Below are 20,799 nucleotides of genomic sequence, written 5' to 3'. Positions count from 1 at the left end.
CTATGAAAGGGATTTTTACATACAAAAAGCAAAAATTTATATTGGTATTGGGGATTGTTTTAGCCATTTCTTCTGGCTGTGGCTCTCATCCTAACAACGCCACTGTCACAAACCACACTGGCTCGGCACTTAAGGGGAATACTCAAGAGGTTGAGACTGAGGAGACGCTAACCGAAGAGGATTCTGTAGTTACTGGCTCTGAGCTTTATATAGTTGAGAATCTCAACATGACAGATGAGACTATTTCGTTATATTCCCTCAGTGAAGGAAAGCAATTTCGCTACAACTACAACATGACTACTAGATTCCTTGACAAATATGGGAAGAATAGTGTCTGGGCGAGCTTTACTACAGGTACAGTCGTTACGATAGGCGAGCTTTTGCCGTCGTCAGGAGCGCTTTCTACGGTGCAGAAAACAGATGACGTTTGGATTTATGAGGATATTTCTAAATACAAGCTTGATGCGTCTAGAAATCTTATAACAATCGATGGAAGTAATTACAAAATTACAGATTCAACCAAAGTATATTCAGATTCAGAGAAAATACTTCTTTCAGATATTGGCAAGGATGATGTGATTACAGTTGTTGGCCAAGAAAAAGAGGTAATATCTATTGCTGTTACCACAGGTCACGGCTACATTTATCTTACTAACACCGAGCTATTTGATGACAGCATGATTTTCATTGGAAACAAGATAGTTTCCATGGTTTATGGGGATGAATTAATCGAAGTTCCTGAAGGTACCTACAAGGTCACTGTTGCCAATAATGGCTGGGGCGGAAGTGACGAATATACCGTAGTTAGAAATGAGACTACCCAGATTAACCTTGACGACTTAAAGGGGGATGGACCATCGTTTTGCACTTTAACTTTCCTGGTTACTGTTCCGGACACTTATGTCTATATTGACGGGCAGATGATTGATGTAACTGAACCTCAGAGTGTACAGTATGGTACACATAAGCTTGTTGTTAAATGTGACGGCTATGAATCTTGGAATAAGACACTGGTTGTAAATTCGGAATCTGCCACTATTACACTTGCACTAGAATCTGAAAGTGGAACTACGTCTGCAGATACATCAGAAGCAGAAAATACAGCCGAAGAAACAGAGTCTGAAGAGGGTGGTGAAAGTGCAGAAGAAGAGACTGCTGGCAGCTCAATAAAGGACGATTATGACTATGAAGTGGATTATTTATCCACAGTATCCGATTTAATCAGTAATCTTATGAACTAAAATATGTGAAAAAGATGTGAACAAGCCGAAAAATCAAGGATTTGTAAATGGTAATAATGTTTAAAAATGTTGCAAAAAATTTGTAATAATACATAAAAACCTTATAAAATCGGGATTTTTGGGGTTTTGTTGTTGACAGTATACTTTAAAACAATTATAAAGGATATTGTAGTTAGGGGCTTTTCCCTTACTAACTTTTAAAACAAATTCTCGAGGAGGAATAGTAATGAACAAGACAGAATTAGTAGCAGCTATCGCTAGCAAGGCTAACATTTCAAAGAAGGATGCTGAGGCTTCTGTAAAGGCTTTCACAGAAGTTGTAGCTGAAGAACTTAAGAAGGGTGAGAAGATCCAGCTCGTTGGCTTCGGTACATTCGAAGTTTCTGAGAGAGCTGCTCGTACAGGTAGAAACCCACAGACAGGCGCTGAGATGAAGATTCCTGCATCTAAGGCTCCTAAGTTTAAGGCTGGTAAGGCTCTTAAGGATTCTATCAACTAATCATTTTTTAAATTAGATGATGGTGGGGTTCGGCAATGCCGAGCCCCTTTATTTTTGAAAGCCTTCCCCCTCTGGGGGAAGGTGCCCCGAAGGGGCGGATGAGGGTAAATATGAGACTAGACAAATATTTAAAAGTAAGTCGTTTGATAAAACGACGCACGGTTGCAAATGAGGCATGTGACGGTGGTAGAGTACAAATTAATGGAAAAATTGCGAAAGCCTCCACTGATGTTAAGATTGGTGATATAATAGAGATAGCATTTGGAAACAAAAATGTTAAGGTAGAAGTGCTTGATATTCAGGACACTACAAAAAAAGAAGCTGCATCGGAGCTATTTAAGTATGTCTAATAGAAGAAAATTACGTAGACGAAAGAAAACCTCTACAGGTAGAATATATGTAGCAGTTATCATGTTGTTTATGATAGGTGCCATGATGGTTCAGATGATTAATCTCTATCAGAAGAATCAGGAATATAAAAAGACTGAAGAGGCCTTGGAGGCTCAGTTGGATTCTGCAAAGGAGAAGCAGAAGCAGCTAGAAGAGCAAGAAGAATACGTTGGCTCAGATGAATATATTGAAAAGGAAGCAAGAGAAAAACTTGGATTGTCAAATCCCGATGAAATCATTTTTAGAGAAGAAAAGAATTAGAGAATATATCAATAAATATAATATGATAAATAAAGGCGACAGCGTGATTTTGGGTCTTTCAGGTGGACCCGACTCTGTGTGCCTTTTTTTTGTGCTGCTAGCACTTAAAGATGAATATGAAATTGAAATACAGGCTATTCACGTCAACCATATGATACGAGGTGAGGATGCCGATGAAGATGAGGCATATGTGCGCCAATTATGTAAGGCAAATGATGTGCCTCTTAAGGTATTAACAATAGATATCCCTTCCTTGGCAAAAGATAGCGGCCGTTCCCTAGAAGAGGAAGCACGCTTTGCAAGGTATGATGCCTTTGAAGAGGCAGCCAATGAAATAGAGAAAGCTGGCAAAAGGGCTCGCATTGCTATTGCACATAACGCAGATGACAACGCGGAGACTGTTTTGTTTCATATGGCAAGGGGCGCAGGGCTTGATGGAATGTGTGGTATTGCCCCTGTTAGAGATAGAATAATCAGGCCTTTACTAGAAGTTCCTAAATCAGAAATACTTGGTTTTCTTAATGCCAATGAAATCCCTTATTGCATAGACGCTACAAACAGTGAAGTTGATTACGATAGAAATAGAATAAGACATAATATCATCCCTGAATTATTGCAGGTAAACGAAAGAGCCCTTGAACATATTACTGATATGACTGCTAGGCTCTCTGAGATTGCAGATTACATTTCTCTTGAGGCAAATGGACTGCTTCAAATTGCAAAATCATCGGAAAATCGACTTAGGAAGCGTGCTATTGCGACAGCGCCTCACGTTATTGCCAGTCAGGCACTAAAGGAATACTTGAGCCAGTTCATGCCTTATCAAAAGGATGTGTCGGCTATTCATGTGGAATCTATTCTGGGACTATTAAATGCTGAGGGTGAACGCCAGATTCAGCTTCCATACAAAAAAACTCTCATTATCTCATATGAGGAAATATATGTGGTTGATGAGGAAGAACAAAAGAAAAATGGAACATTCAATACCCGTGAGTTCGCCTATGAGAAGGGAATGAAATACCCTAAAGAAATATATACGAAATGGTTTGATTGTGATAGAATAAGGACTAATATTGTAATACGGACCCGACAAGAAGGGGACTATCTTTGCATTGATTCTCAGGGAAATCGTAAATCGATTCAGGATTATTTCGTTGATGAAAAAATCCCACGTCATTTGCGAGATGAGGTGCCACTTGTATGTGATGGAAATCATGTTATGTGGGTGGTAGGCCACAGGGTTAGCGAATATTACAAGATTACAGATAATACTACTCGAGTATTAGAGATAAGTTACACGGAGGAATAACAAAATGAGCGAGAGCATTAGAGTTCTGTTGCCAGAAGATGAATTGGCAGAACGAATTGCTGAAATTGGTGAGCAGATTAGCAAGGATTATGAAGGTGAGTCAGTATTTTTAGTATGTGTATTAAAGGGCGCAGCTTTCTTTGCTTGTGAGTTGGCAAAACGTATTACAGTTCCAGTTATTATTGATTTTATGGCTACTTCAAGTTATGAAGGCGGCACAGTATCTACTGGAGTTGTTAAGATCAAAAAGGAACTTGATCTTGATCCTACAGGACAAAATGTAATTATTGTTGAAGATATTATTGATAGCGGAAACACACTTAATTTCTTAGGTCAGTATTTTAAAGACAGAGGTGCTAAATCAGTACGTATGGTAACAATGCTTGATAAGCCAGATCGTCGCGAGGTTGATGTTCACGTTGATTACACTGGCTTTACTATTCCTGATCAGTTCGTAGTTGGATATGGATTGGATTATGATCAGAAGTATCGTAACTTACCATATATTGGTGTGGTAGAGCTAGATTAGGAGGCTGAATTGAGGAAACGTAGAGCTTCAGGAATGATAATTTACGCTCTGTTTGTGGCAGTTGTATTGTTTATGCTATACACAAGCATGGGCAAGCCTACTACAACTTACACAATGGCGGAATTCAAATCTGCCCTTGCTGATGGGGAGGTTAAATCTGTTAGCATTTCGCAGAATGAGCAAGTGCCTACAGGGGCAGCAAATATTAAGCTAAAAGGCGGCGACACAGTTACTCTTTATGTATCTGATGTCAATACAGTTCAGGAAATGCTTGATGATGCTGATGTATCCTATAGTCTGTCGGATGTTCCGCGTGATAGCTGGATTTCAGATCTTCTTCCAATGCTGATTGTGCTTGGAGCAGTATTCATATTATTTATGATTATGATGAATGCTCAGGGCTCTGGTGGAGGTGGAGCTAATTCTAGGATGATGAATTTTGGCAAGAGCAGAGCCAAAATGACAAACAAAGAGGATATAGACACAAGATTTGATAATGTAGCAGGTCTTAAAGAGGAAAAAGAAGAAGTTGAAGAACTTGTAGATTTCCTTAAGGATCCTCAAAAATATACTCAGTTGGGAGCACGTATCCCTAAGGGAGTTATCCTTGTGGGCCCTCCTGGTACAGGTAAAACCCTTCTTGCTAAGGCTATAGCAGGTGAGGCAGGAGTACCATTCTTCTCTATTTCCGGTTCGGATTTTGTAGAAATGTTTGTAGGTGTCGGTGCATCTCGTGTGCGTGATTTGTTTGCTGAGGCAAAACAGAACGCACCATGTATTGTTTTTATTGATGAGATTGATGCTGTTGCCAGACGTAGAGGTACTGGTATGGGCGGTGGCCATGACGAGCGTGAGCAGACATTAAACCAGCTTTTGGTTGAAATGGACGGTTTCGGCGTTAACGAAGGTATTATCGTAATGGCGGCTACCAACCGTGTAGATATATTAGATCAGGCTATCATGCGCCCAGGACGTTTTGATAGAAAGGTGTACGTTGGAAGGCCTGATGTAAAAGGCCGTGAGGAAATCCTCAAGGTACACTCAGCTAATAAGGCTTTGGCTGAGGATGTTGACTTACACCAGATTGCTCAGACTACTGTGGGCTTTACTGGTGCAGATCTTGAGAATCTTCTTAATGAGGCTGCTATTCTTGCTGCTGGTGAGGATAGAGCATATATCGTTCAGGATGATATTAAGAAGTCATTTGTAAAGGTCGGAATCGGTAAAGAGAAAAAGAGCAGAGTAGTTTCTGAGAAAGAGAAAAAGATTACTGCATATCATGAGGCTGGACATGCAATACTTTTCCATGTATTGCCAGATGTTGGCCCAGTATATTCCGTATCAATAATACCTACGGGCGCAAGTGCGGCAGGTTATACAATGCCTATAAATGAAAATGATGAAATGTTTAATACCAAGGGCAAGATGACACAGGATATTATCGTTTCATTAGGCGGTCGAGTTGCTGAAGAAATTATATTTGATGACGTGACTACTGGGGCTTCAAATGATATTAAGCAAGCAACACAGATGGCTAGAAATATGGTTACTAAGTACGGCTTTTCAAAGACAATCGGCATGGTTCACTATGGCGATGACGATGAAGAGGTATTTATCGGCCGTGATTTAGCCCATACTAAAGGCTTTTCTGATGCCACAGCTAAGGCAATTGATGATGAAGTTAAAAAGCTCATTGATGATTGTTATGAAAAAGCTGTGAAAATTTTAAAAGAGAATGAACAGATTTTGCATAAATGTGCTAATCTATTATTAGAAAAAGAAAAGATTGGTAGAGATGAGTTTGAAGCATTATTTGAGGCTTCAGGTTCAAGCGAGACCGCTGTAGAAGGCATAGATTGGGGAGAATAGTGCAATATGCACAAAAAGGTTCGAGATGTTTTGTTATATTTGTGCACACTTGAGTGTTGCACCGCCATATAATAAACATCGTAAAAACCCCCCAATACATTATATAATTTTTACTAACCCCATAGTAAAAATACCTTCTCCTAAAAAGACAGCGATCGTTGCTGTCTTTTTTATTTTCTAAAAACTCAAGGGGAGTAATTATGAATATCCAAGCAATTTACTCAGATGGTACAGCTGAATATAGATGTCCGATGGAACCCAAGTCTTTTGATCTAGTTACTATAAGGCTCAGAGTTTATCATCAAGAGGAATTAAAAGCTTATTTGGTTTCAAAGGACTTAAATGAGAAGAAAGCAATGCACTTAGAGCGCACTCGAGGTGAATTTGATTTCTATACTTGTGATGTCCAGCTTAAGGATAAGGAATTTAGATATCATTTTGAAATAGAGGGCGATTCAGGGCTTTACTATTATGATAGAGTTGGATTGTGGCGAGACTTGAGAGAACATTATGATTTCTCAATAATGCCAGACTTTTCCACACCTGCCTGGGCAAAAGGTGCAGTTATGTACCAAATACTTGTGGATAGATTTTATAACGGCGATTCCAGCAACGATGTTGAGAATAATGAATATCACTATGTTGGGGCGCCGGTTCAAAAAGTGTCAGATTGGAGTTCTCTTCCAGCAACACTTGATATAGGAAGATTTTATGGTGGCGATTTAGAGGGCGTTAGGCAAAAGCTACATTATCTGAAAAGCTTAGGTGTTGAAGTAATTTATTTTAATCCTTTGTTTGTGTCACCTTCTAATCATAAATACGATACTTCTGATTACGATTATATCGATCCTCATCTCACTGTAATAAAGAATGATGGTGGGGAATGCCTGAAGGATGGCGACTACGATAACACTCATGCAACAAAATATAAGCTGAGAGTTACCAACAAGGAGAATCTTGAGGCTAGTAATCAGTTTTTTGCAGATTTTGTAAGAGAGGCCCATGAAAAAGGAATCCGAATCATTATTGATGGCGTGTTTAATCATTGTGGTTCCTTTAATAAATGGCTTAACAGAGAAAAAATATATTCAAAAGAAGAGGGATATGAGCCAGGTGCTTACGAAAGTAAGGATAGTCCATATCATGATTTCTTCTTTTTCTATGAAGATTCGTGGCCAGATAATAAATCTTATGATGGATGGTGGAGCCACGATACATTGCCAAAGCTCAACTATGAGGAATCAAAGCGTTTGTATGATTACGTTTTGAACATTGGCAAAAAATGGGTAAGCGAACCTTATAACTGCGATGGATGGCGATTAGATGTTGCAGCGGATTTGGGCCATTCAGAAGAGTTTAACCATAAGTTTTGGCATGATTTCAGAGATGCGGTAAAATCCGCAAATCCAAATGCTATTATTTTGGCGGAGCATTATGGCAACCCGAGTGCATGGTTGGCTGGTGATCAGTGGGATACCATCATGAATTACGATGCATTTATGGAGCCACTTACATTCTTCCTTACAGGAATGGAAAAACACTCAGATGAATTTCAGCCTAGTGCCATTGGTGATGGTGAACGTTTTAAAAATACTATGCTACATTTTATGGCAAGGCTTAAGACACCATCCTTGTATTGCTCTATGAATCAGCTGTCAAACCATGATCACTCTAGATTCCTTACTAGAACAAATCATGTGGTAGGGCGAATCGCTACCAAGGGAGCGAGGGCAGCAGAAGATGGCGTGAGCATACCGATTATGAAGCTGGCAGAACTGATACAGTTCACATGGCCTGGAGCTCCTACCTTATATTACGGAGATGAAGCAGGCGTTTGTGGATTTACTGATCCAGATAGCCGTCGTACATATCCTTGGGGTAATTGTAATTACGATTTGATTGATTTTACTCGAGATATGATCATGGTTCACAAGCTGAGCCATGCCATAAAAGAAGGCTCGTTCAGATTCTTGAACTGTGGTCAGGGATTTATTAGTTATGCAAGGTTCACAGCAAACGAGCAGGTTATTGTAGTTGTAAACTCAAATGGAAGCAGAATAGAGGTGGATATACCTGTTTGGATTGCGGGAGTTCCACTTAATAGCACTCTGGAGAGAACAATTATGACAAATGAGGTTGGTTATTCTATTATGCCGACCGATATAAATGTTGAAGGTGGAAATCTTCATGTTGAACTATCTGCCTACACTGGCATAGTGTACAAAAGATAGAGTAGGATTTTTGTTTTACAACTCACACAACATATAGTATAATCATTTCAGGTTTTGGCAAAGCGCCACTACATTTGGATTATACGGGAGAGTAACTATGGCAAAGGATCTCACATGTCAGAGCAATATCGACATGCAAGCACTTGAGGACCGGCATAAAGAGTTAGAGAAAGCATGGAATGATTTGCTAAAGGAAAAAAGAGAATTTGAGGCACGTATTCACTGCCTTGAGCAGCAGGAAAAACAGTTTGAGTTAAAATGGGAGCTTCTCATCCAGGAAACTCAAAAGCTTGCTGATGACAAAAAGCAATTCGAGCGTAAGAAGAAATTTTACGAACAGGTTCAGTCAAGCTATATGGAACCATATGGCATGGAGGACAACATTGTTCATGGAGAGATGTTCTTCTCTGGAGTTTCTACGCAAACGGCCCTTAAAAAGCGGTATAAGGACCTTATCAAGATTTATCATCCTGATGGAGAATCAGGTGATACTGCTACAGTCGCAGAAATCAATCGTGAATATGAGGATTTAAAGGCTTCATTCATTTAAAAAAGCCATATCCTCAGGTAAGTCTGCGACGAACACCATTTCCTCCCCGGTGATTGGATGGTTAAATTCAATCTTGTGAGAGTGAAGTGCCTGGCGGTTCATGTATTCCATATCGGGATTGTATAAATGGTCACCAATCAGAGGATGGCCAATATATTTAAAATGAACTCGTATTTGGTGGGTACGGCCTGTTTCTAAATGAATGGAAACCAGGCTGTGCCCATTTTTTTCATGAATAACCTGATAATGGGTGATTGCATTTTCTCCATTTTCGAAATCCACCTGTCTTGTTATTATAGAGTCACCCATTCGACCAATTGGAGCATCGATGGTACCGCATTCAGGTTCGATGTGACCTCTTACAATGGCATAATACTCCCTGTGAAACTTCCTGTTTTTAACCATGGTTGAAATGATATTGGCACTCACCAGGTTTTTTGCAATGACGGTCAGACCGGATGTGTTTTTATCCAGTCGATTTGCACATCGGAAAATAAAAGGCTTTCCCTGAGCCTTATAATAATAAGCCAGACCATTAGCCAGTGAATCCTCGTAATGATTAAGACTAGGATGTATAGGCAGCCCTGCAGGCTTATTAATCACAATAATATCCTCATCCTCATATACAATATCTAAATCCATCTTCACAGGTGGAATCTTTTCGGAAGAATCCTCTTCAGATATATTCACTGTCAGTAGTTCGCCCGCAGACAGCTTTCTATTCATATGAACCCACTCGCCGTCAATTACAACGTTATTAGGCATCTTTTTAATGGCAGTGATATTGGCAGAAGAGTAGCCCTGAGCCTTAAGATATTTATCTATCTGAAATCCATCGTATTCAGTTGTTATTTCATAAGTTAGTGTTCGATTCATAAGGACAATTATTAAGCAAAAGAGCCAGACATGTCAATGTCTGGCTCTTTCTTAGAAGGAGAATAATATTATTTAAATTAAGAAAAAGAAGCTACTTCATAGTTGCTACTACACTTACTGTCTTCTTGCTTCCGTCGAATGGGATTACATTTCCTGCAACCTCTACGCCGTCAACTGTAAGTGATGCAACGCCCTTTTGAACCTTGTTAGGGTTCTTGATTTCAATATTGTAGGTTACACCGCGGTAAACACGTGTGATATTGAAATCACCGAATTCTGCTGGAATACATGGATTAACTGAAAGTCCCTCAAGTGTAGGATAAATTCCAAGAATGTACTGAGAGATATTTGTAAATGTCCATGCAGCAGTTCCTGTAAGCCAGCTGTTCTTAGCCTCACCGTGGAACTTGGCATCAGCTCCTGCTACCATCTGTGAGTAAACATAAGGCTCTGTTCTATGAATCTCAGAAATGTCCTCTATGTATGATGGACAAGTCTTCTTGTAAACTTCAAAGGCTCTGTCACCACGACCAATACATGTTTCTGCAATAGAAATCCATGGGTTGTTGTGGCAGAAGATTCCTGCATTCTCCTTGTATCCAGGTGGATATGATGTGATTTCACCAAGCTCAAGATGATATCTTGTGTAAGCTGGCTGAAGAATCATAACACCATACTTTGTATCAAGCTTTTCCTTAACTGAATCAAGGGCTTTCTTAGCGTTGCCATCCTCGATACCAACACCAGCCATTACGCACATACCCTGTGGCTCAATATAAATCTGTCCTTCATCACATTCCTTAGAACCAACCTTGTGGCTGTATGCGTCATAAGCTCTTACGAACCAATCACCGTCCCAGCCATCCTTCTCAATGGCTTTAATCATCTTATCAACCTCAGCTAAAACTCTGTCAGCTTCAGCATTGTCGCCCATAAGCTTGCAAAGGTCTGCGTACTCGCGACCATATTTTACAAACATACCAGCAATAAATACTGATTCAGCAACAGGTCCCTCTGAAGGTCCGAAGCACTGGAAGCTTTCACCTGGATGCTCAGAGAAGCAGTTAAGGTTCAAGCAGTCATTCCAATCGGCACGACCAATAAGTGGAAGATCATGTGGTCCCTTGTGATTAACAATGTAATCAAATGAACGCTTCAAATGCTCCATAAGTGTAGTTGCCACTGACATATCGTTGTCGTATGGAACCATCTCCTTAAGGATTGAAGTATCACCAGTTTCGCGAATGTAAGCGCTTGTTCCAGCGATTAACCATAATGGATCATCGTTAAAGCCTGAACCGATATCAGAATTACCCTTCTTTGTAAGTGGCTGATACTGATGGTAAGCGCCGCCATCCTGGAACTGAGTTGAAGCGATATCAATGATACGCTCTCTAGCTCTGTCGGGAATTAAGTGAACGAAACCAAGAAGATCCTGGCAAGAATCTCTGAAGCCCATTCCACGACCAATACCTGTTTCATAGTAAGAAGCAGAACGTGACATGTTAAATGTAACCATGCACTGATACTGGTTCCAAATGTTAACCATACGGTTTACATGCTCATCCTTAGACTCTATATGGAACTTGCTAAGAAGATCATTCCAATATGTATTAAGAGCTGCGAAAGCCTTATCGAAATCTTCTGTTGTCTGGTACTTAGCAAGAAGAGCGTTAGCTTTCTTCTTATTGATGATACCGGGAGCTTCCCACTTATCATCCTCAGCATTTTCGATGTATCCTAAAGCAAATACGAAAGTCTTGCTTTCGCCAGCCTCAAGGCTAACATTTATTTGATGAGAAGCGATGGGATACCACCCAGAAGCGATTGTTTTATGAAGCTTTCCTTCGATAACAGCTGCTGGCTTATCAGGTCCGTTGTATGCACCACGGAATTCATCACGGCTAGTCTCAAAGCCATCAATCTTAGTATTTACAGAGTAAACTGCGTAATGATTACGGCGCTCTCTGTATTCTGTCTTGTGATAAATAGTAGAATCGATTACTTCAACTTCACCGATTGAAAGGTTACGCTGATAGTTCTTCATATCATCATCAGCATTCCATAAGCACCATTCTACATAAGAGAAAAGTGAAAGCTCCTTTTTAGCTGAACCTGTATTTGTCAATGTAATCTTAGTGAGCTCAACAGCATCATCTACAGGGACAAAAGTAATAAGCTCTGCTTTTATATTATTTTTAAGGCCGGTAAACTTACTATATCCAATACCATGGCGACATTCGTAAGAATCGAGCTCGGTTTTTGTAGGCTGCCAACCAGGGTTCCAGATTGTATCGCCGTCTTTGATATAGAAGTACTTGCCGTTAGTATCTGGTGTTGTATCGTTGTAACGATATCTTGTCATTCTAAGAAGTTTCGCATCTTTATAAAATGTATAACCACCGCAGGTGTTAGATATTAAAGTAAAGAAATCCTTGCAACCTAAGTAGTTAATCCAAGGTAATGGGGTTTTTGGTGTGGTTACAACATATTCTTTGTTGACATCATCGAAAAATCCAAATTTCATTTTATCCTCCTAAGAAAATGATTAAAGATTAAATAGTGTATCTTGATAAACGATTAAGTGAGTAAAAAGTGATATACAAGGGATTAAATAAAAATATCACACGTAAACGTTTAAGTAATTAGACAAACTAATTCCCCTATAGAATAGCAATAAGTGTGGCGAATAACAATTATATGAAACAAAGTTTGTTGAAAACTCACTAAACTAGTTAACGAAACTGTAACTTAAAGACGAATTTTCGAAAACATCTTGTGAATTATCGTAAAAGGATTTATATTTAAGTCACGAAAACGATTAAGTGGAAGAGATAAACTAGGGAGAGGAAAAGAAATGGTTTCACTAAAGGACATTGCAGCGGCCTGTGGCGTATCTACAGCTACAGTAAGCAAGTCATTAAATGATCATAGCGATATTGGTATTGAGACAAAAGCTAGGATACAAAGAACTGCAAAGGAAATGGGCTATGTCCCAAATGCAGCGGCGAAGACGATGAAGACAAATCGCACACATAATATTGGCGTCCTATTTATGGATGATGCTAACAGCGGTTTGACACATGATTTCTTTGCACCAGTTTTGGAAAGTTTTAAAAAAGAAGTTGAAAAAAATGGTTATGACATAACTTTTATCTCTAATGATAGAAGTAGACCGGGAAGAACATCTTATTTGGAACATGCAAGATATCGTCGTTTTGATGGAGTAATAATTGCGAATGTACATTTTGATGATCCAGAAGTTTTTGAACTGGTTAAAAGCAATATACCTGTAGTTACAATAGATCACCTTTACAACGAAACTACAGCAATTCTTTCTGATAATGTTGGTGGTATGTCGGATTTGGTGGATTTTGCAGTGGTTTCAGGGCATAGAAGAATCGCCTATATTCATGGCTTGAGTTCTTCTACAACGAATTTACGCCTGGTTACATTTAATAGAAAAATGGAGGAATATGGTATCGAAGTTCCTGATGAGTATATCAAAGAATCTCCTTATAGGGATACACATGGAGCTTACGAAAAGACATTAGAATTACTTAAGTTAAGAACAAGACCAACTTGTATCTTCTATCCAGATGATTATGCAACATATGGAGGTCTGAGAGCTATTGCGGAAAGAGGCTTAAAGGTACCAGATGATATATCAGTTGTAGGTTTTGATGGAATTAAGGTGGCTCGCCACATTTGTCCGCGTCTTACAACATATAGGCAGGATACAGATGGCCTTGGAACTCAGGCAGCTAAGAATCTTATCGATTTAATCGAAAGGCCAAAGACCACATTGATTAAGCAGATTGTGGTAAAAGGAAAACTCCTTGAGGGAGATACTCTAAAAAAACTTAATTAGGCATTTGGTTGAGAAATCAACTTATATAAATGCAGTAATAATCAAGCAAAACGTGCAAAGCGCGTAAAAATTGGGAGGAACACAAAATGAAAAAACGTTTAGTAAGTTTGCTAGCAATGGCAACAATGACAGCAACAATGTTTGCTGCATGTGGTAGTTCAGAAACAGCTTCAACAGACACAGCTAGCTCAGACAGCACTTCTACAGAAGAAACCACTGCTACTGAGACAACTGATACAGCTGATGCTGCAGTAGAGCTTCCTGAAGACACAGGTAAGGTTCTTAACATCTATGGATGGAACGAGGAGTTCAAGAGCCGTCTTACAGATCATTATGCAGGCTACACAGAAGTAGATTCAACACATGGTAAGATTGGTGATGTTGATGTCGTTTGGAATATCACTCCTTCAACAGACAATGCATACCAGAACAATCTTGATGAGGCACTTTTAGCTCAGGAATCTGCTGCAGCAGATGACAAGGTTGACTTATTCCTTGTAGAAGCTGACTATGCACTTAAGTATGTTGATACAGATTATGCAATGGCTCTTAAGGATCTTGGAATTACAGATGCTGACCTTGCTGATCAGTACAAGTACACACAGGATATCGTTACAGATTCAAACGGTAACTTAAAGGGTTCTTCATGGCAGGCTTGCTCAGCTGGATTTATTTACAACAGAGAAGCAGCTAAGGAAATCCTTGGCACAGATGATCCAGATGAAGTACAGGCAGCAGTAGCTGATTGGTCTAAGTACAATGAGACAGCAGCTAAGGTAGCTGAAGCTGGTTACAAGATGTGCTCTGTAAACGATACATACCGCGTATATTCAAACAATGTATCTGGTAAGTGGGTACAGGATGGCAAGGTTGTAATTGATAAGAACATTGAAAAGTGGGTTGATGACTCTAAGGAACTTGTTGATGCTAAGGCTGAGACAACAGATGATCTTTGGGGTGATGACTGGGCAAAGGGTAAGAGACCAGAAGGTAAGATATTCGGCTACTTTGGACCAGCTTGGTTCTTCAACTTCTGCCTTGATGCAGATCAGGATGGCACAATCGCTAACAAGGGCGGCTGGGGATACTGTGTAGGACCACAGTCTTATTACTGGGGTGGTACATGGATCTGCGCAGCTACAGGTACAGACAATGCTAACCTTGTAAAGGATATCATCCTTACAATGACAACAGACAAGGCAGTACTTAAGGATATCGCTCAGAAGGATGCTGATTGTGTAAACTCTAAGACAGTTCTTGCAGAACTTGCATCTGACGATTCAGGTAACCTTGATCTTCTTGGTGGACAGAACCCATATGCACAGCTTGCAGAAGGTGCTGAGAAGGTAGACCTCTCAAATCTTTCAGCTTATGATCAGGGATGTAACGAAGAGTTCCAAAAGGCTATGAAGAACTACTTCCAGGGTAACGCTACAAAGGATGAAGCTCTTGATATGTTCAAGAAGGCAATTGTTGAGAAGTACCCAGATGTAACAGCTGACTAGTATCAGGTTTTTGATTTTCTTTAGAAAATCGATGACTGGAGACTGACAATCATATTGGGGCACATGGGGGATATGCTCCATGTGCCCTATTTTAAAGACAAAGGGAGTATTTATGGCTAAGAAAAGTAAAGTAGTTAGATACAATAAATGGGGCTACATATTTTTAATTCCGTTTCTTGTAGTATTTATAATTTTTCAGTTGATACCATTGGTATCTACTATTTATAATTCTTTTTTCGAGAATTATCGTTCGGGATTAACTCAGATTGGTCCTAATTTTGTTGGAATCGAAAATTACAAAACAATAATTACAAATGGTGATTTACCATTATATTTCAAGAACACAATGATTATGTGGATTTTAGGCTTTATTCCACAGATAGTACTTTCATTATTATTAGGAGCTTGGTTTACTGATCCTTCACTTAGATTAAAGTGCCAGACATTTTTTAAAACAGTAATCTATATGCCAAACTTGATTATGGCATCAGCATTCGCAATGTTATTCTTTACATTATTTGCAGACGGCGGCCCAATAAACTCATTGTTAATTCAGGTCGGTGTATTTAAAGAAGCGTTTCAGTTTATGAGCCATGCAGGATCTGTCAGAGGACTTGTGGCAACTATGAACTGTCTTATGTGGTTTGGAAATACGACTATTCTTCTGATGGCAGGCATGATGGGTATTGATCCTTCATTATTCGAAGCGGCTCAGGTTGATGGCGCAACTGCTAATCAGATTTTTTATAAAATCACTCTGCCATTACTTAGACCAATCTTGGTATATGTAATGATTACATCACTTATCGGTGGTTTACAGATGTTTGATGTTCCACAGATTTTAACAAACGGTACTGGTGATCCAATGCGTTCATCAATGACACTTATCATGTACTTGAACAAGCATTTGTTTAGCAAGAACTTCGGTCTTGCTGGTGCGCTTTCAGTATACATGTTTGTAATCACTGGAATTTTAAGTTTGATTGTTTACAAGTTTACAAATTCAGAAAAGAATTAGGAGAGTAGAAATGGCAGAAAAAAAGAAACAATCTGGCGGCGGTATTCACTTCAGAAGACTGATTGCCTACATTGTATTAATAATAATATCGTTCTTGTGCTTGTTCTGGTTTTATGTACTGTTCATTAATGCTACAAGAAGCAATTCGGAATTAAGTGCTGGATTTACAGCTATCCCTAGCTCGCATTTGGTGGAAAACTGGGTGAATCTTAAGAATGGAACACTACCTATAATAAGAGGTATGTTTAATTCTTTGATTATTGCATTTTTAACAGCAACACTTGCTACATATTTTTCAACAATGACAGCGTATGCTATTCATGCATATGATTTTAAGGGAAAGAAATTCATCTTTACATTCATTCTTATGATTATGATGATTCCTACCCAGGTAACTGTACTTGGTTTCTTGCAGTTGATTGATAAGATGAAGCTTGATAACAGCGCTATTCCTCTTATCGTACCTGCAATAGCATCTCCAGCGGTATTCTTCTATATGAAGCAATACATGGATGCTACACTTCCTCTATCACTTGTTGAAGCAGCAAGAATTGACGGCTCTGGAGAATTCAGAACCTTCAATCAGATTGTAACACCTCTTATGAAGCCAGCTATTGCTGTACAGGCAATCTTCAGCTTCGTAGGCAGTTGGAACAATTACTTCACGCCAGCTCTTGTGCTACATGATGACGCAAAGAAGACTCTTCCTATATTAATAGCCCAGCTTCGTAATGCAGACTGGCTTAAGTTTGATATGGGACAGGTATACGTGATGATTGCATTCTCAATCTTCCCTGTTATAATTGTATACCTAATACTTTCTAAGCACATTGTAGGTGGTGTGACTTTGGGTGGTGTAAAAGGTTAGCAAGTAATTTGCACAAGCTTGCTTGGGTAAATTGCTTACTACAGCGAGCCCATTGCCGAAGGCAATTTGCAAGGGCTCTGCTTTCCCGTATTGGTCTAGCTGACTGATGAGGGTCGTGTTTTTGTAATATATAAATTCAGAAAAAGACTTGACAGACTTACCTGGCTGTGCTAAATTTAGCTAGCGACTAAGAAAAGCAGGTCTTTTTTTTATGCTCTTTTTTCGCCTCATCTATTGTTCGCTATGATGAGTGAGTATAAACAAGGCCAAAGTAGAAATTTAACGGAGGTGGAAGTTGTGCGCACAAAGATAACATTGGCATGTACAGAATGCCAGCAGCGTAATTACAACATGACAAAAGACAAGAAGACACACCCTGACAGAATGGAAACCAAGAAGTATTGCAGATTCTGCAAGAAGCACACAATGCACAAAGAAACAAAATAATCTTTGGGAGGTGCAATTATGGCAGACGAAAAAAAGGTTAAGTCAGGACGTTTTTCGGGTCTCAAGACTGAGTTCGATAAAATCGTTTGGGCAGATCCAAAGGACGTGTCAAAACAGACAACAGCAGTTGTTGCTGTGTCAGTAGTTGTAGCAGTGGTCATCATCGTTTTAGATGCATTGATCAACAAGGGTGTTAATATCCTAGTTAATTTTTAATGGAGGCATCGCATATGGCAGAGGCAAAGTGGTATGTAGTTCATACTTACTCAGGCTATGAGAACAAAGTCAAGACAAACATTGAAAAGGCTATCGAGACTCAGCATCTCGAGGAGCAGATTCTTGATGTACGAGTACCTATGGTTGAGGTTACCGAAACTAAGGATGGCGTTAAAAAGCAAGTTTCAAAGAAGATGTACCCTGGTTACGTTCTTATTGAGATGATTATGAACGATGAAACCTGGTATGTTGTCAGAAACACAAGAGGTGTTACTGGTTTCGTTGGACCAGGAAGTAAGCCAGTGCCATTGTCAGAGGCAGAGGTTCAGGCATACTTACTAGGTGGCACCACCGAAAAGGTCAACGTTGAGGTTGACTTCGAAATTGGCGATACTCTTAGCGTTGTCGATGGTACATGGAAAGATACTGTCGGAATTGTTAAGTCTATCAACACTAAGAAGCAGACAGTTACAATCAGCGTTGAAATGTTCGGACGTGAAACACCGGTTGAGATTGATTTCACGGACGTACGTAAGATGGATTAAATTAGCATTATAGAATTTAATTTATGCTAATGCTTATTAAGCAGGAGGAATATCATGGCAAAGAAAATTGAAGGCTATATCAAGTTGCAGATTCCAGCAGGCAAGGCTACACCAGCCCCACCAGTTGGTCCAGCACTTGGTCAGCATGGTGTAAACATCGTGGAGTTTACAAAGCAGTTTAACGCAAAGACAGCAGATATGGGCGATACAATCGTTCCTACAATCATCACTGTTTATGCAGATAGAAGCTTCAGCTTCATCACAAAGACTCCACCAGCAGCAGTTCTTATCAAGAAGGCTTGCAAGCTTCAGAAGGCTTCAGGTACTCCTAACAAGACAAAGGTTGCAAAGATTACTAAGGCTCAGGTTCAGGAAATTGCAGAGACAAAGATGCCTGATCTTAACGCAGCATCACTCGAGGCTGCTATGAGCATGATCGAGGGAACATGTAGATCAATGGGCGTTGAGGTTGTTGAATAATTAACAGCTTAGCGAAAACAACGTTCTTACAATTTATTATTTGAGTGGGAGAGCAATTAGCTCGATAAACCACAGGAGGTAAACATGAAAAGAGGAAAGAAATACGTTGCAGCTATTAGCTCATATGATAAGTCAGCTGCATACGAACCAGCAGAAGCAATCGCACAGGTAAAGAAGAATGCTACTGCTAAATTTGATGAGACAATTGAAGCTCATATCAGAACTGGTTGTGACGGTCGTCACGCTGAGCAGCAGATCCGTGGTGCTGTAGTACTTCCACACGGAACTGGTAAGACAGTACGAGTTTTAGTATTCGCTAAGGGTGCTAAGCTTGATGAGGCACAGGCTGCAGGCGCTGATTTCGTTGGCGGCGAGGAGCTCATTCCAAAGATCCAGAACGAAGGATGGAGTGATTTCGATTCAGTAGTTGCTACTCCAGATATGATGGGTGTTGTTGGACGTCTTGGTCGTGTACTTGGACCTAGAGGACTTATGCCAAACCCTAAGGCTGGTACAGTAACTATGGATGTTGCTAAGGCTGTTGAAGAAATCAAGGCTGGTAAGATTGAGTATAGACTTGATAAGACAAATATTATCCATGTACCTATCGGAAAGGCTTCTTTCACAGAGGAGCAGTTAGCGGACAACTTCCAGACTCTTATGGACGCTATCAACAAGGCTAAGCCAGCAAGCTTAAAGGGTCAGTACATTAAGAGCATTTCACTTGCTCCTACAATGGGACCTGGCGTTAAGCTTAATGTTGCAAAAGTTTCAAACTAATTGTTGACAGTCCTATATACAAAATGATATAATGCACAAAGTTGTTGCCGAAGACAGCAGGTGGCGTTAGCCGTAAAGAGATTTATCTCTACCAGCCGAGGACGATTAAGTATTTATCGATTAATCACCTCTATGTCTTTATGGCATAGAGGTTTTTCTTTTACTTATCCTCATATAAGCAACACGCAAAATTTATAAGGAGGAAAAATTCGTGGCAAAAGTTGAATTAAAGCAGCCAATCGTTGACGAGATTTCAGCACAGGTTAAAGATGCAGCTTCAGTTGTAGTTGTTGATGCTCGTGGACTTACAGTTGCAGAAGACACACAGTTACGTAAGCAGCTTCGTGAAGCAGGCGTTACATATAAGGTTTACAAGAACACACTTATGAAGCGTGCTTTCGAAGGAACAGACTTTGCACAGCTTGACGGAGTTCTTGAAGGACCTAGCGCAATCGCTGTTTCAAAGGATGATGCTACAGCACCAGCAAGAATTCTTGCTAAGTTTGGTAAGACAGCTCAGAACCTTGAAATCAAGGCAGGTGTCGTTGAAGGAACATTCTATGATGCTCAGGGAATGCAGGCAGTTGCAGCAGTACCAAGCAGAGAGGAACTTCTTTCAAAGTTACTTGGAAGCTTACAGTCACCTATTACAAACTTCGCTCGTGTTCTCAACCAGATCGCAGAGCAGGGTGATGCTCCAGCAGAAGCTGAGGCATAATTATCCAATTGGATTTAACAGATTTTATTTATATTTTTTAATGGAGGAAAATAATCATGGCAAAGATGACAACAGAAGAGTTTATCGCAGCTATCAAAGAGCTTAGCGTATTAGAGTTAAATGACCTTGTAAAGGCATGTGAGGAAGAGTTCGGCGTTTCTGCAGCAGCAGGCGTTGTAGTTGCAGCAGCAGCTGGCGATGCAGCAGCAGCTGAGGAAAAGGATGAGTTCGACGTAGAGCTTACAGAAGTAGGTTCTGAGAAGGTTAAGGTTATCAAGGTTGTTCGTGAGGCTACTGGTCTTGGACTTAAGGAAGCTAAGGAACTCGTTGATGGCGCTCCAAAGGTAATCAAGGAAGCAGCTGACAAGGCTACAGCAGAGTCAATCAAGGCTCAGCTTGAGGAGATCGGCGCAAAGGTTACATTAAAGTAATCAACGCTTTGATTTTTATAAATTGGCAGGTTCGTATGAACCTGCTAATTTTTTTGAAAAATATACAAATTAATACTTGACTTTATTGTTGCTTTTGGCATAGAATGTAGTTTGCACTATTGTGGTGCAGTGTGTATTTCTATGCTTATTTTTATGGGCATGTTT

Annotated in this window: 22 protein-coding genes and 1 other annotated feature; of the genes, 20 read left to right on the top strand and 2 right to left on the bottom strand. The window is 39.9% G+C overall.

Features of this window, described 5'->3' with window-relative positions:
• The first annotated feature begins 2 nt into the window (after positions 1-2).
• From T498_RS14630 to T498_RS14620, 9 genes are all read left to right on the top strand, one after another.
• Positions 3-1,241 carry a hypothetical protein gene (locus T498_RS14630; protein WP_051524548.1) on the top strand — a complete coding sequence of 413 codons (1,239 nt, stop codon included), beginning with the start codon at positions 3-5 and terminating at the stop codon, positions 1,239-1,241.
• 226 nt (positions 1,242-1,467) lie between these two features.
• Positions 1,468-1,740 (top strand): HU family DNA-binding protein, encoded by a 273-nt coding sequence (locus T498_RS0102700; protein ID WP_028234604.1) that lies wholly within the window; start codon positions 1,468-1,470, stop codon positions 1,738-1,740.
• A gap of 110 nt (positions 1,741-1,850) precedes the next feature.
• Positions 1,851-2,090, top strand: a complete 240-nt coding sequence (locus T498_RS0102695) for an RNA-binding S4 domain-containing protein (RefSeq protein ID WP_028234603.1) — start codon at positions 1,851-1,853, stop codon at positions 2,088-2,090.
• Positions 2,083-2,391 carry an FtsB family cell division protein gene (locus T498_RS0102690; RefSeq protein WP_028234602.1) on the top strand — a complete coding sequence of 103 codons (309 nt, stop codon included), beginning with the start codon at positions 2,083-2,085 and terminating at the stop codon, positions 2,389-2,391. Before T498_RS0102695 ends, T498_RS0102690 begins: the two co-directional genes overlap by 8 nt.
• A complete protein-coding gene (tilS, locus tag T498_RS0102685) occupies positions 2,360-3,700 on the top strand; it encodes a tRNA lysidine(34) synthetase TilS (protein WP_036977673.1) in 1,341 nt (446 codons plus the stop codon). Before T498_RS0102690 ends, tilS begins: the two co-directional genes overlap by 32 nt.
• A gap of 4 nt (positions 3,701-3,704) precedes the next feature.
• The gene (gene hpt, locus T498_RS0102680; RefSeq protein WP_028234600.1) at positions 3,705-4,229 is read left to right on the top strand and encodes a hypoxanthine phosphoribosyltransferase; all 525 of its coding nucleotides are present in this window, start codon (positions 3,705-3,707) and stop codon (positions 4,227-4,229) included.
• 33 nt (positions 4,230-4,262) lie between these two features.
• The gene (gene ftsH, locus T498_RS14625) at positions 4,263-6,098 is read left to right on the top strand and encodes an ATP-dependent zinc metalloprotease FtsH (protein WP_051524547.1); all 1,836 of its coding nucleotides are present in this window, start codon (positions 4,263-4,265) and stop codon (positions 6,096-6,098) included.
• A 200-nt stretch (positions 6,099-6,298) separates the two neighbouring features.
• A complete protein-coding gene (locus T498_RS0102670; protein WP_028234599.1) occupies positions 6,299-8,329 on the top strand; it encodes a glycoside hydrolase family 13 protein in 2,031 nt (676 codons plus the stop codon).
• Positions 8,330-8,426: 97 nt separating this feature from the next.
• Entirely contained in the window at positions 8,427-8,879 is a 453-nt protein-coding gene (locus tag T498_RS14620) for a hypothetical protein (RefSeq protein ID WP_051524546.1), read from the top strand.
• Here T498_RS14620 and T498_RS0102660 read toward each other — a convergent pair.
• Positions 8,868-9,755 (bottom strand): RluA family pseudouridine synthase, encoded by an 888-nt coding sequence (locus tag T498_RS0102660; protein WP_028234598.1) that lies wholly within the window; start codon positions 9,753-9,755, stop codon positions 8,868-8,870. The genes T498_RS14620 and T498_RS0102660 overlap by 12 nt on opposite strands.
• Before the next feature lie 91 nt (positions 9,756-9,846).
• Positions 9,847-12,282, bottom strand: coding sequence for a GH36-type glycosyl hydrolase domain-containing protein (locus tag T498_RS0102655; protein ID WP_028234597.1), 2,436 nt, complete (start codon positions 12,280-12,282; stop codon positions 9,847-9,849).
• 330 nt (positions 12,283-12,612) lie between these two features.
• Here T498_RS0102655 and T498_RS0102650 point away from each other — a divergent pair, with 330 nt between their 5' ends.
• From T498_RS0102650 to rplL, 11 genes are all read left to right on the top strand, one after another.
• Positions 12,613-13,626 (top strand): LacI family DNA-binding transcriptional regulator, encoded by a 1,014-nt coding sequence (locus tag T498_RS0102650; protein ID WP_028234596.1) that lies wholly within the window; start codon positions 12,613-12,615, stop codon positions 13,624-13,626.
• An 86-nt stretch (positions 13,627-13,712) separates the two neighbouring features.
• Positions 13,713-15,131 carry an ABC transporter substrate-binding protein gene (locus T498_RS0102645; RefSeq protein WP_028234595.1) on the top strand — a complete coding sequence of 473 codons (1,419 nt, stop codon included), beginning with the start codon at positions 13,713-13,715 and terminating at the stop codon, positions 15,129-15,131.
• Positions 15,132-15,243: 112 nt separating this feature from the next.
• Entirely contained in the window at positions 15,244-16,149 is a 906-nt protein-coding gene (locus T498_RS0102640; protein ID WP_028234594.1) for a carbohydrate ABC transporter permease, read from the top strand.
• Between the two features lie 10 nt (positions 16,150-16,159).
• Positions 16,160-17,017 carry a carbohydrate ABC transporter permease gene (locus T498_RS0102635; protein ID WP_028234593.1) on the top strand — a complete coding sequence of 286 codons (858 nt, stop codon included), beginning with the start codon at positions 16,160-16,162 and terminating at the stop codon, positions 17,015-17,017.
• 297 nt (positions 17,018-17,314) lie between these two features.
• Complete coding sequence (gene rpmG, locus T498_RS0102630) at positions 17,315-17,464, top strand: 50S ribosomal protein L33 (RefSeq protein WP_028234592.1); 150 nt, start codon at positions 17,315-17,317, stop codon at positions 17,462-17,464.
• An 18-nt stretch (positions 17,465-17,482) separates the two neighbouring features.
• Positions 17,483-17,680, top strand: coding sequence for a preprotein translocase subunit SecE (secE, locus tag T498_RS0102625; RefSeq protein ID WP_028234591.1), 198 nt, complete (start codon positions 17,483-17,485; stop codon positions 17,678-17,680).
• 14 nt (positions 17,681-17,694) lie between these two features.
• Positions 17,695-18,225 (top strand): transcription termination/antitermination protein NusG, encoded by a 531-nt coding sequence (gene nusG, locus T498_RS0102620; RefSeq protein WP_028234590.1) that lies wholly within the window; start codon positions 17,695-17,697, stop codon positions 18,223-18,225.
• A 54-nt stretch (positions 18,226-18,279) separates the two neighbouring features.
• Positions 18,280-18,705 (top strand): 50S ribosomal protein L11, encoded by a 426-nt coding sequence (rplK, locus tag T498_RS0102615; protein WP_028234589.1) that lies wholly within the window; start codon positions 18,280-18,282, stop codon positions 18,703-18,705.
• A gap of 84 nt (positions 18,706-18,789) precedes the next feature.
• Positions 18,790-19,485 (top strand): 50S ribosomal protein L1, encoded by a 696-nt coding sequence (gene rplA / locus T498_RS0102610; protein ID WP_028234588.1) that lies wholly within the window; start codon positions 18,790-18,792, stop codon positions 19,483-19,485.
• 29 nt (positions 19,486-19,514) lie between these two features.
• Positions 19,515-19,652 (top strand) — a sequence feature (ribosomal protein L10 leader region).
• A gap of 44 nt (positions 19,653-19,696) precedes the next feature.
• On the top strand, positions 19,697-20,203 hold the full coding sequence (rplJ, locus tag T498_RS0102605) for a 50S ribosomal protein L10 (RefSeq protein ID WP_028234587.1): 507 nt from the start codon (positions 19,697-19,699) through the stop codon (positions 20,201-20,203).
• A gap of 56 nt (positions 20,204-20,259) precedes the next feature.
• Positions 20,260-20,634: a 50S ribosomal protein L7/L12 gene (gene rplL / locus T498_RS0102600; protein ID WP_028234586.1), complete on the top strand. Its 375-nt coding sequence runs from the start codon at positions 20,260-20,262 to the stop codon at positions 20,632-20,634.
• Positions 20,635-20,799: the final 165 nt, after the last annotated feature.

The sequence above is a fragment of the Pseudobutyrivibrio sp. MD2005 genome, from assembly GCF_000621865.1.
Taxonomy (GTDB): domain Bacteria; phylum Bacillota; class Clostridia; order Lachnospirales; family Lachnospiraceae; genus Pseudobutyrivibrio.
This window is presented reverse-complemented; position numbering and strand designations above follow the sequence as displayed.

What these genes read in the sequence shown, in the direction of transcription:
- tilS (WP_036977673.1), top strand. Translation starts at nt 2,360, where the DNA reads ATGAAATCATTTTTAGAGAAGAAAAGAATTAGAGAATATATCAATAAA.
- hpt (WP_028234600.1), top strand. Translation starts at nt 3,705, where the DNA reads ATGAGCGAGAGCATTAGAGTTCTGTTGCCAGAAGATGAATTGGCAGAA.
- rplL (WP_028234586.1), top strand. Translation starts at nt 20,260, where the DNA reads ATGGCAAAGATGACAACAGAAGAGTTTATCGCAGCTATCAAAGAGCTT.
- T498_RS0102635 (WP_028234593.1), top strand. Translation starts at nt 16,160, where the DNA reads ATGGCAGAAAAAAAGAAACAATCTGGCGGCGGTATTCACTTCAGAAGA.
- T498_RS0102695 (WP_028234603.1), top strand. Translation starts at nt 1,851, where the DNA reads ATGAGACTAGACAAATATTTAAAAGTAAGTCGTTTGATAAAACGACGC.
- T498_RS0102690 (WP_028234602.1), top strand. Translation starts at nt 2,083, where the DNA reads ATGTCTAATAGAAGAAAATTACGTAGACGAAAGAAAACCTCTACAGGT.
- nusG (WP_028234590.1), top strand. Translation starts at nt 17,695, where the DNA reads ATGGCAGAGGCAAAGTGGTATGTAGTTCATACTTACTCAGGCTATGAG.
- T498_RS0102655 (WP_028234597.1), bottom strand. Translation starts at nt 12,282, where the DNA reads ATGAAATTTGGATTTTTCGATGATGTCAACAAAGAATATGTTGTAACC.
- T498_RS0102670 (WP_028234599.1), top strand. Translation starts at nt 6,299, where the DNA reads ATGAATATCCAAGCAATTTACTCAGATGGTACAGCTGAATATAGATGT.
- T498_RS0102640 (WP_028234594.1), top strand. Translation starts at nt 15,244, where the DNA reads ATGGCTAAGAAAAGTAAAGTAGTTAGATACAATAAATGGGGCTACATA.
- rplA (WP_028234588.1), top strand. Translation starts at nt 18,790, where the DNA reads ATGAAAAGAGGAAAGAAATACGTTGCAGCTATTAGCTCATATGATAAG.
- secE (WP_028234591.1), top strand. Translation starts at nt 17,483, where the DNA reads ATGGCAGACGAAAAAAAGGTTAAGTCAGGACGTTTTTCGGGTCTCAAG.
- T498_RS14620 (WP_051524546.1), top strand. Translation starts at nt 8,427, where the DNA reads ATGGCAAAGGATCTCACATGTCAGAGCAATATCGACATGCAAGCACTT.
- T498_RS14630 (WP_051524548.1), top strand. Translation starts at nt 3, where the DNA reads ATGAAAGGGATTTTTACATACAAAAAGCAAAAATTTATATTGGTATTG.
- T498_RS0102660 (WP_028234598.1), bottom strand. Translation starts at nt 9,755, where the DNA reads ATGAATCGAACACTAACTTATGAAATAACAACTGAATACGATGGATTT.
- T498_RS0102650 (WP_028234596.1), top strand. Translation starts at nt 12,613, where the DNA reads ATGGTTTCACTAAAGGACATTGCAGCGGCCTGTGGCGTATCTACAGCT.
- T498_RS0102645 (WP_028234595.1), top strand. Translation starts at nt 13,713, where the DNA reads ATGAAAAAACGTTTAGTAAGTTTGCTAGCAATGGCAACAATGACAGCA.
- ftsH (WP_051524547.1), top strand. Translation starts at nt 4,263, where the DNA reads ATGATAATTTACGCTCTGTTTGTGGCAGTTGTATTGTTTATGCTATAC.
- rplK (WP_028234589.1), top strand. Translation starts at nt 18,280, where the DNA reads ATGGCAAAGAAAATTGAAGGCTATATCAAGTTGCAGATTCCAGCAGGC.
- T498_RS0102700 (WP_028234604.1), top strand. Translation starts at nt 1,468, where the DNA reads ATGAACAAGACAGAATTAGTAGCAGCTATCGCTAGCAAGGCTAACATT.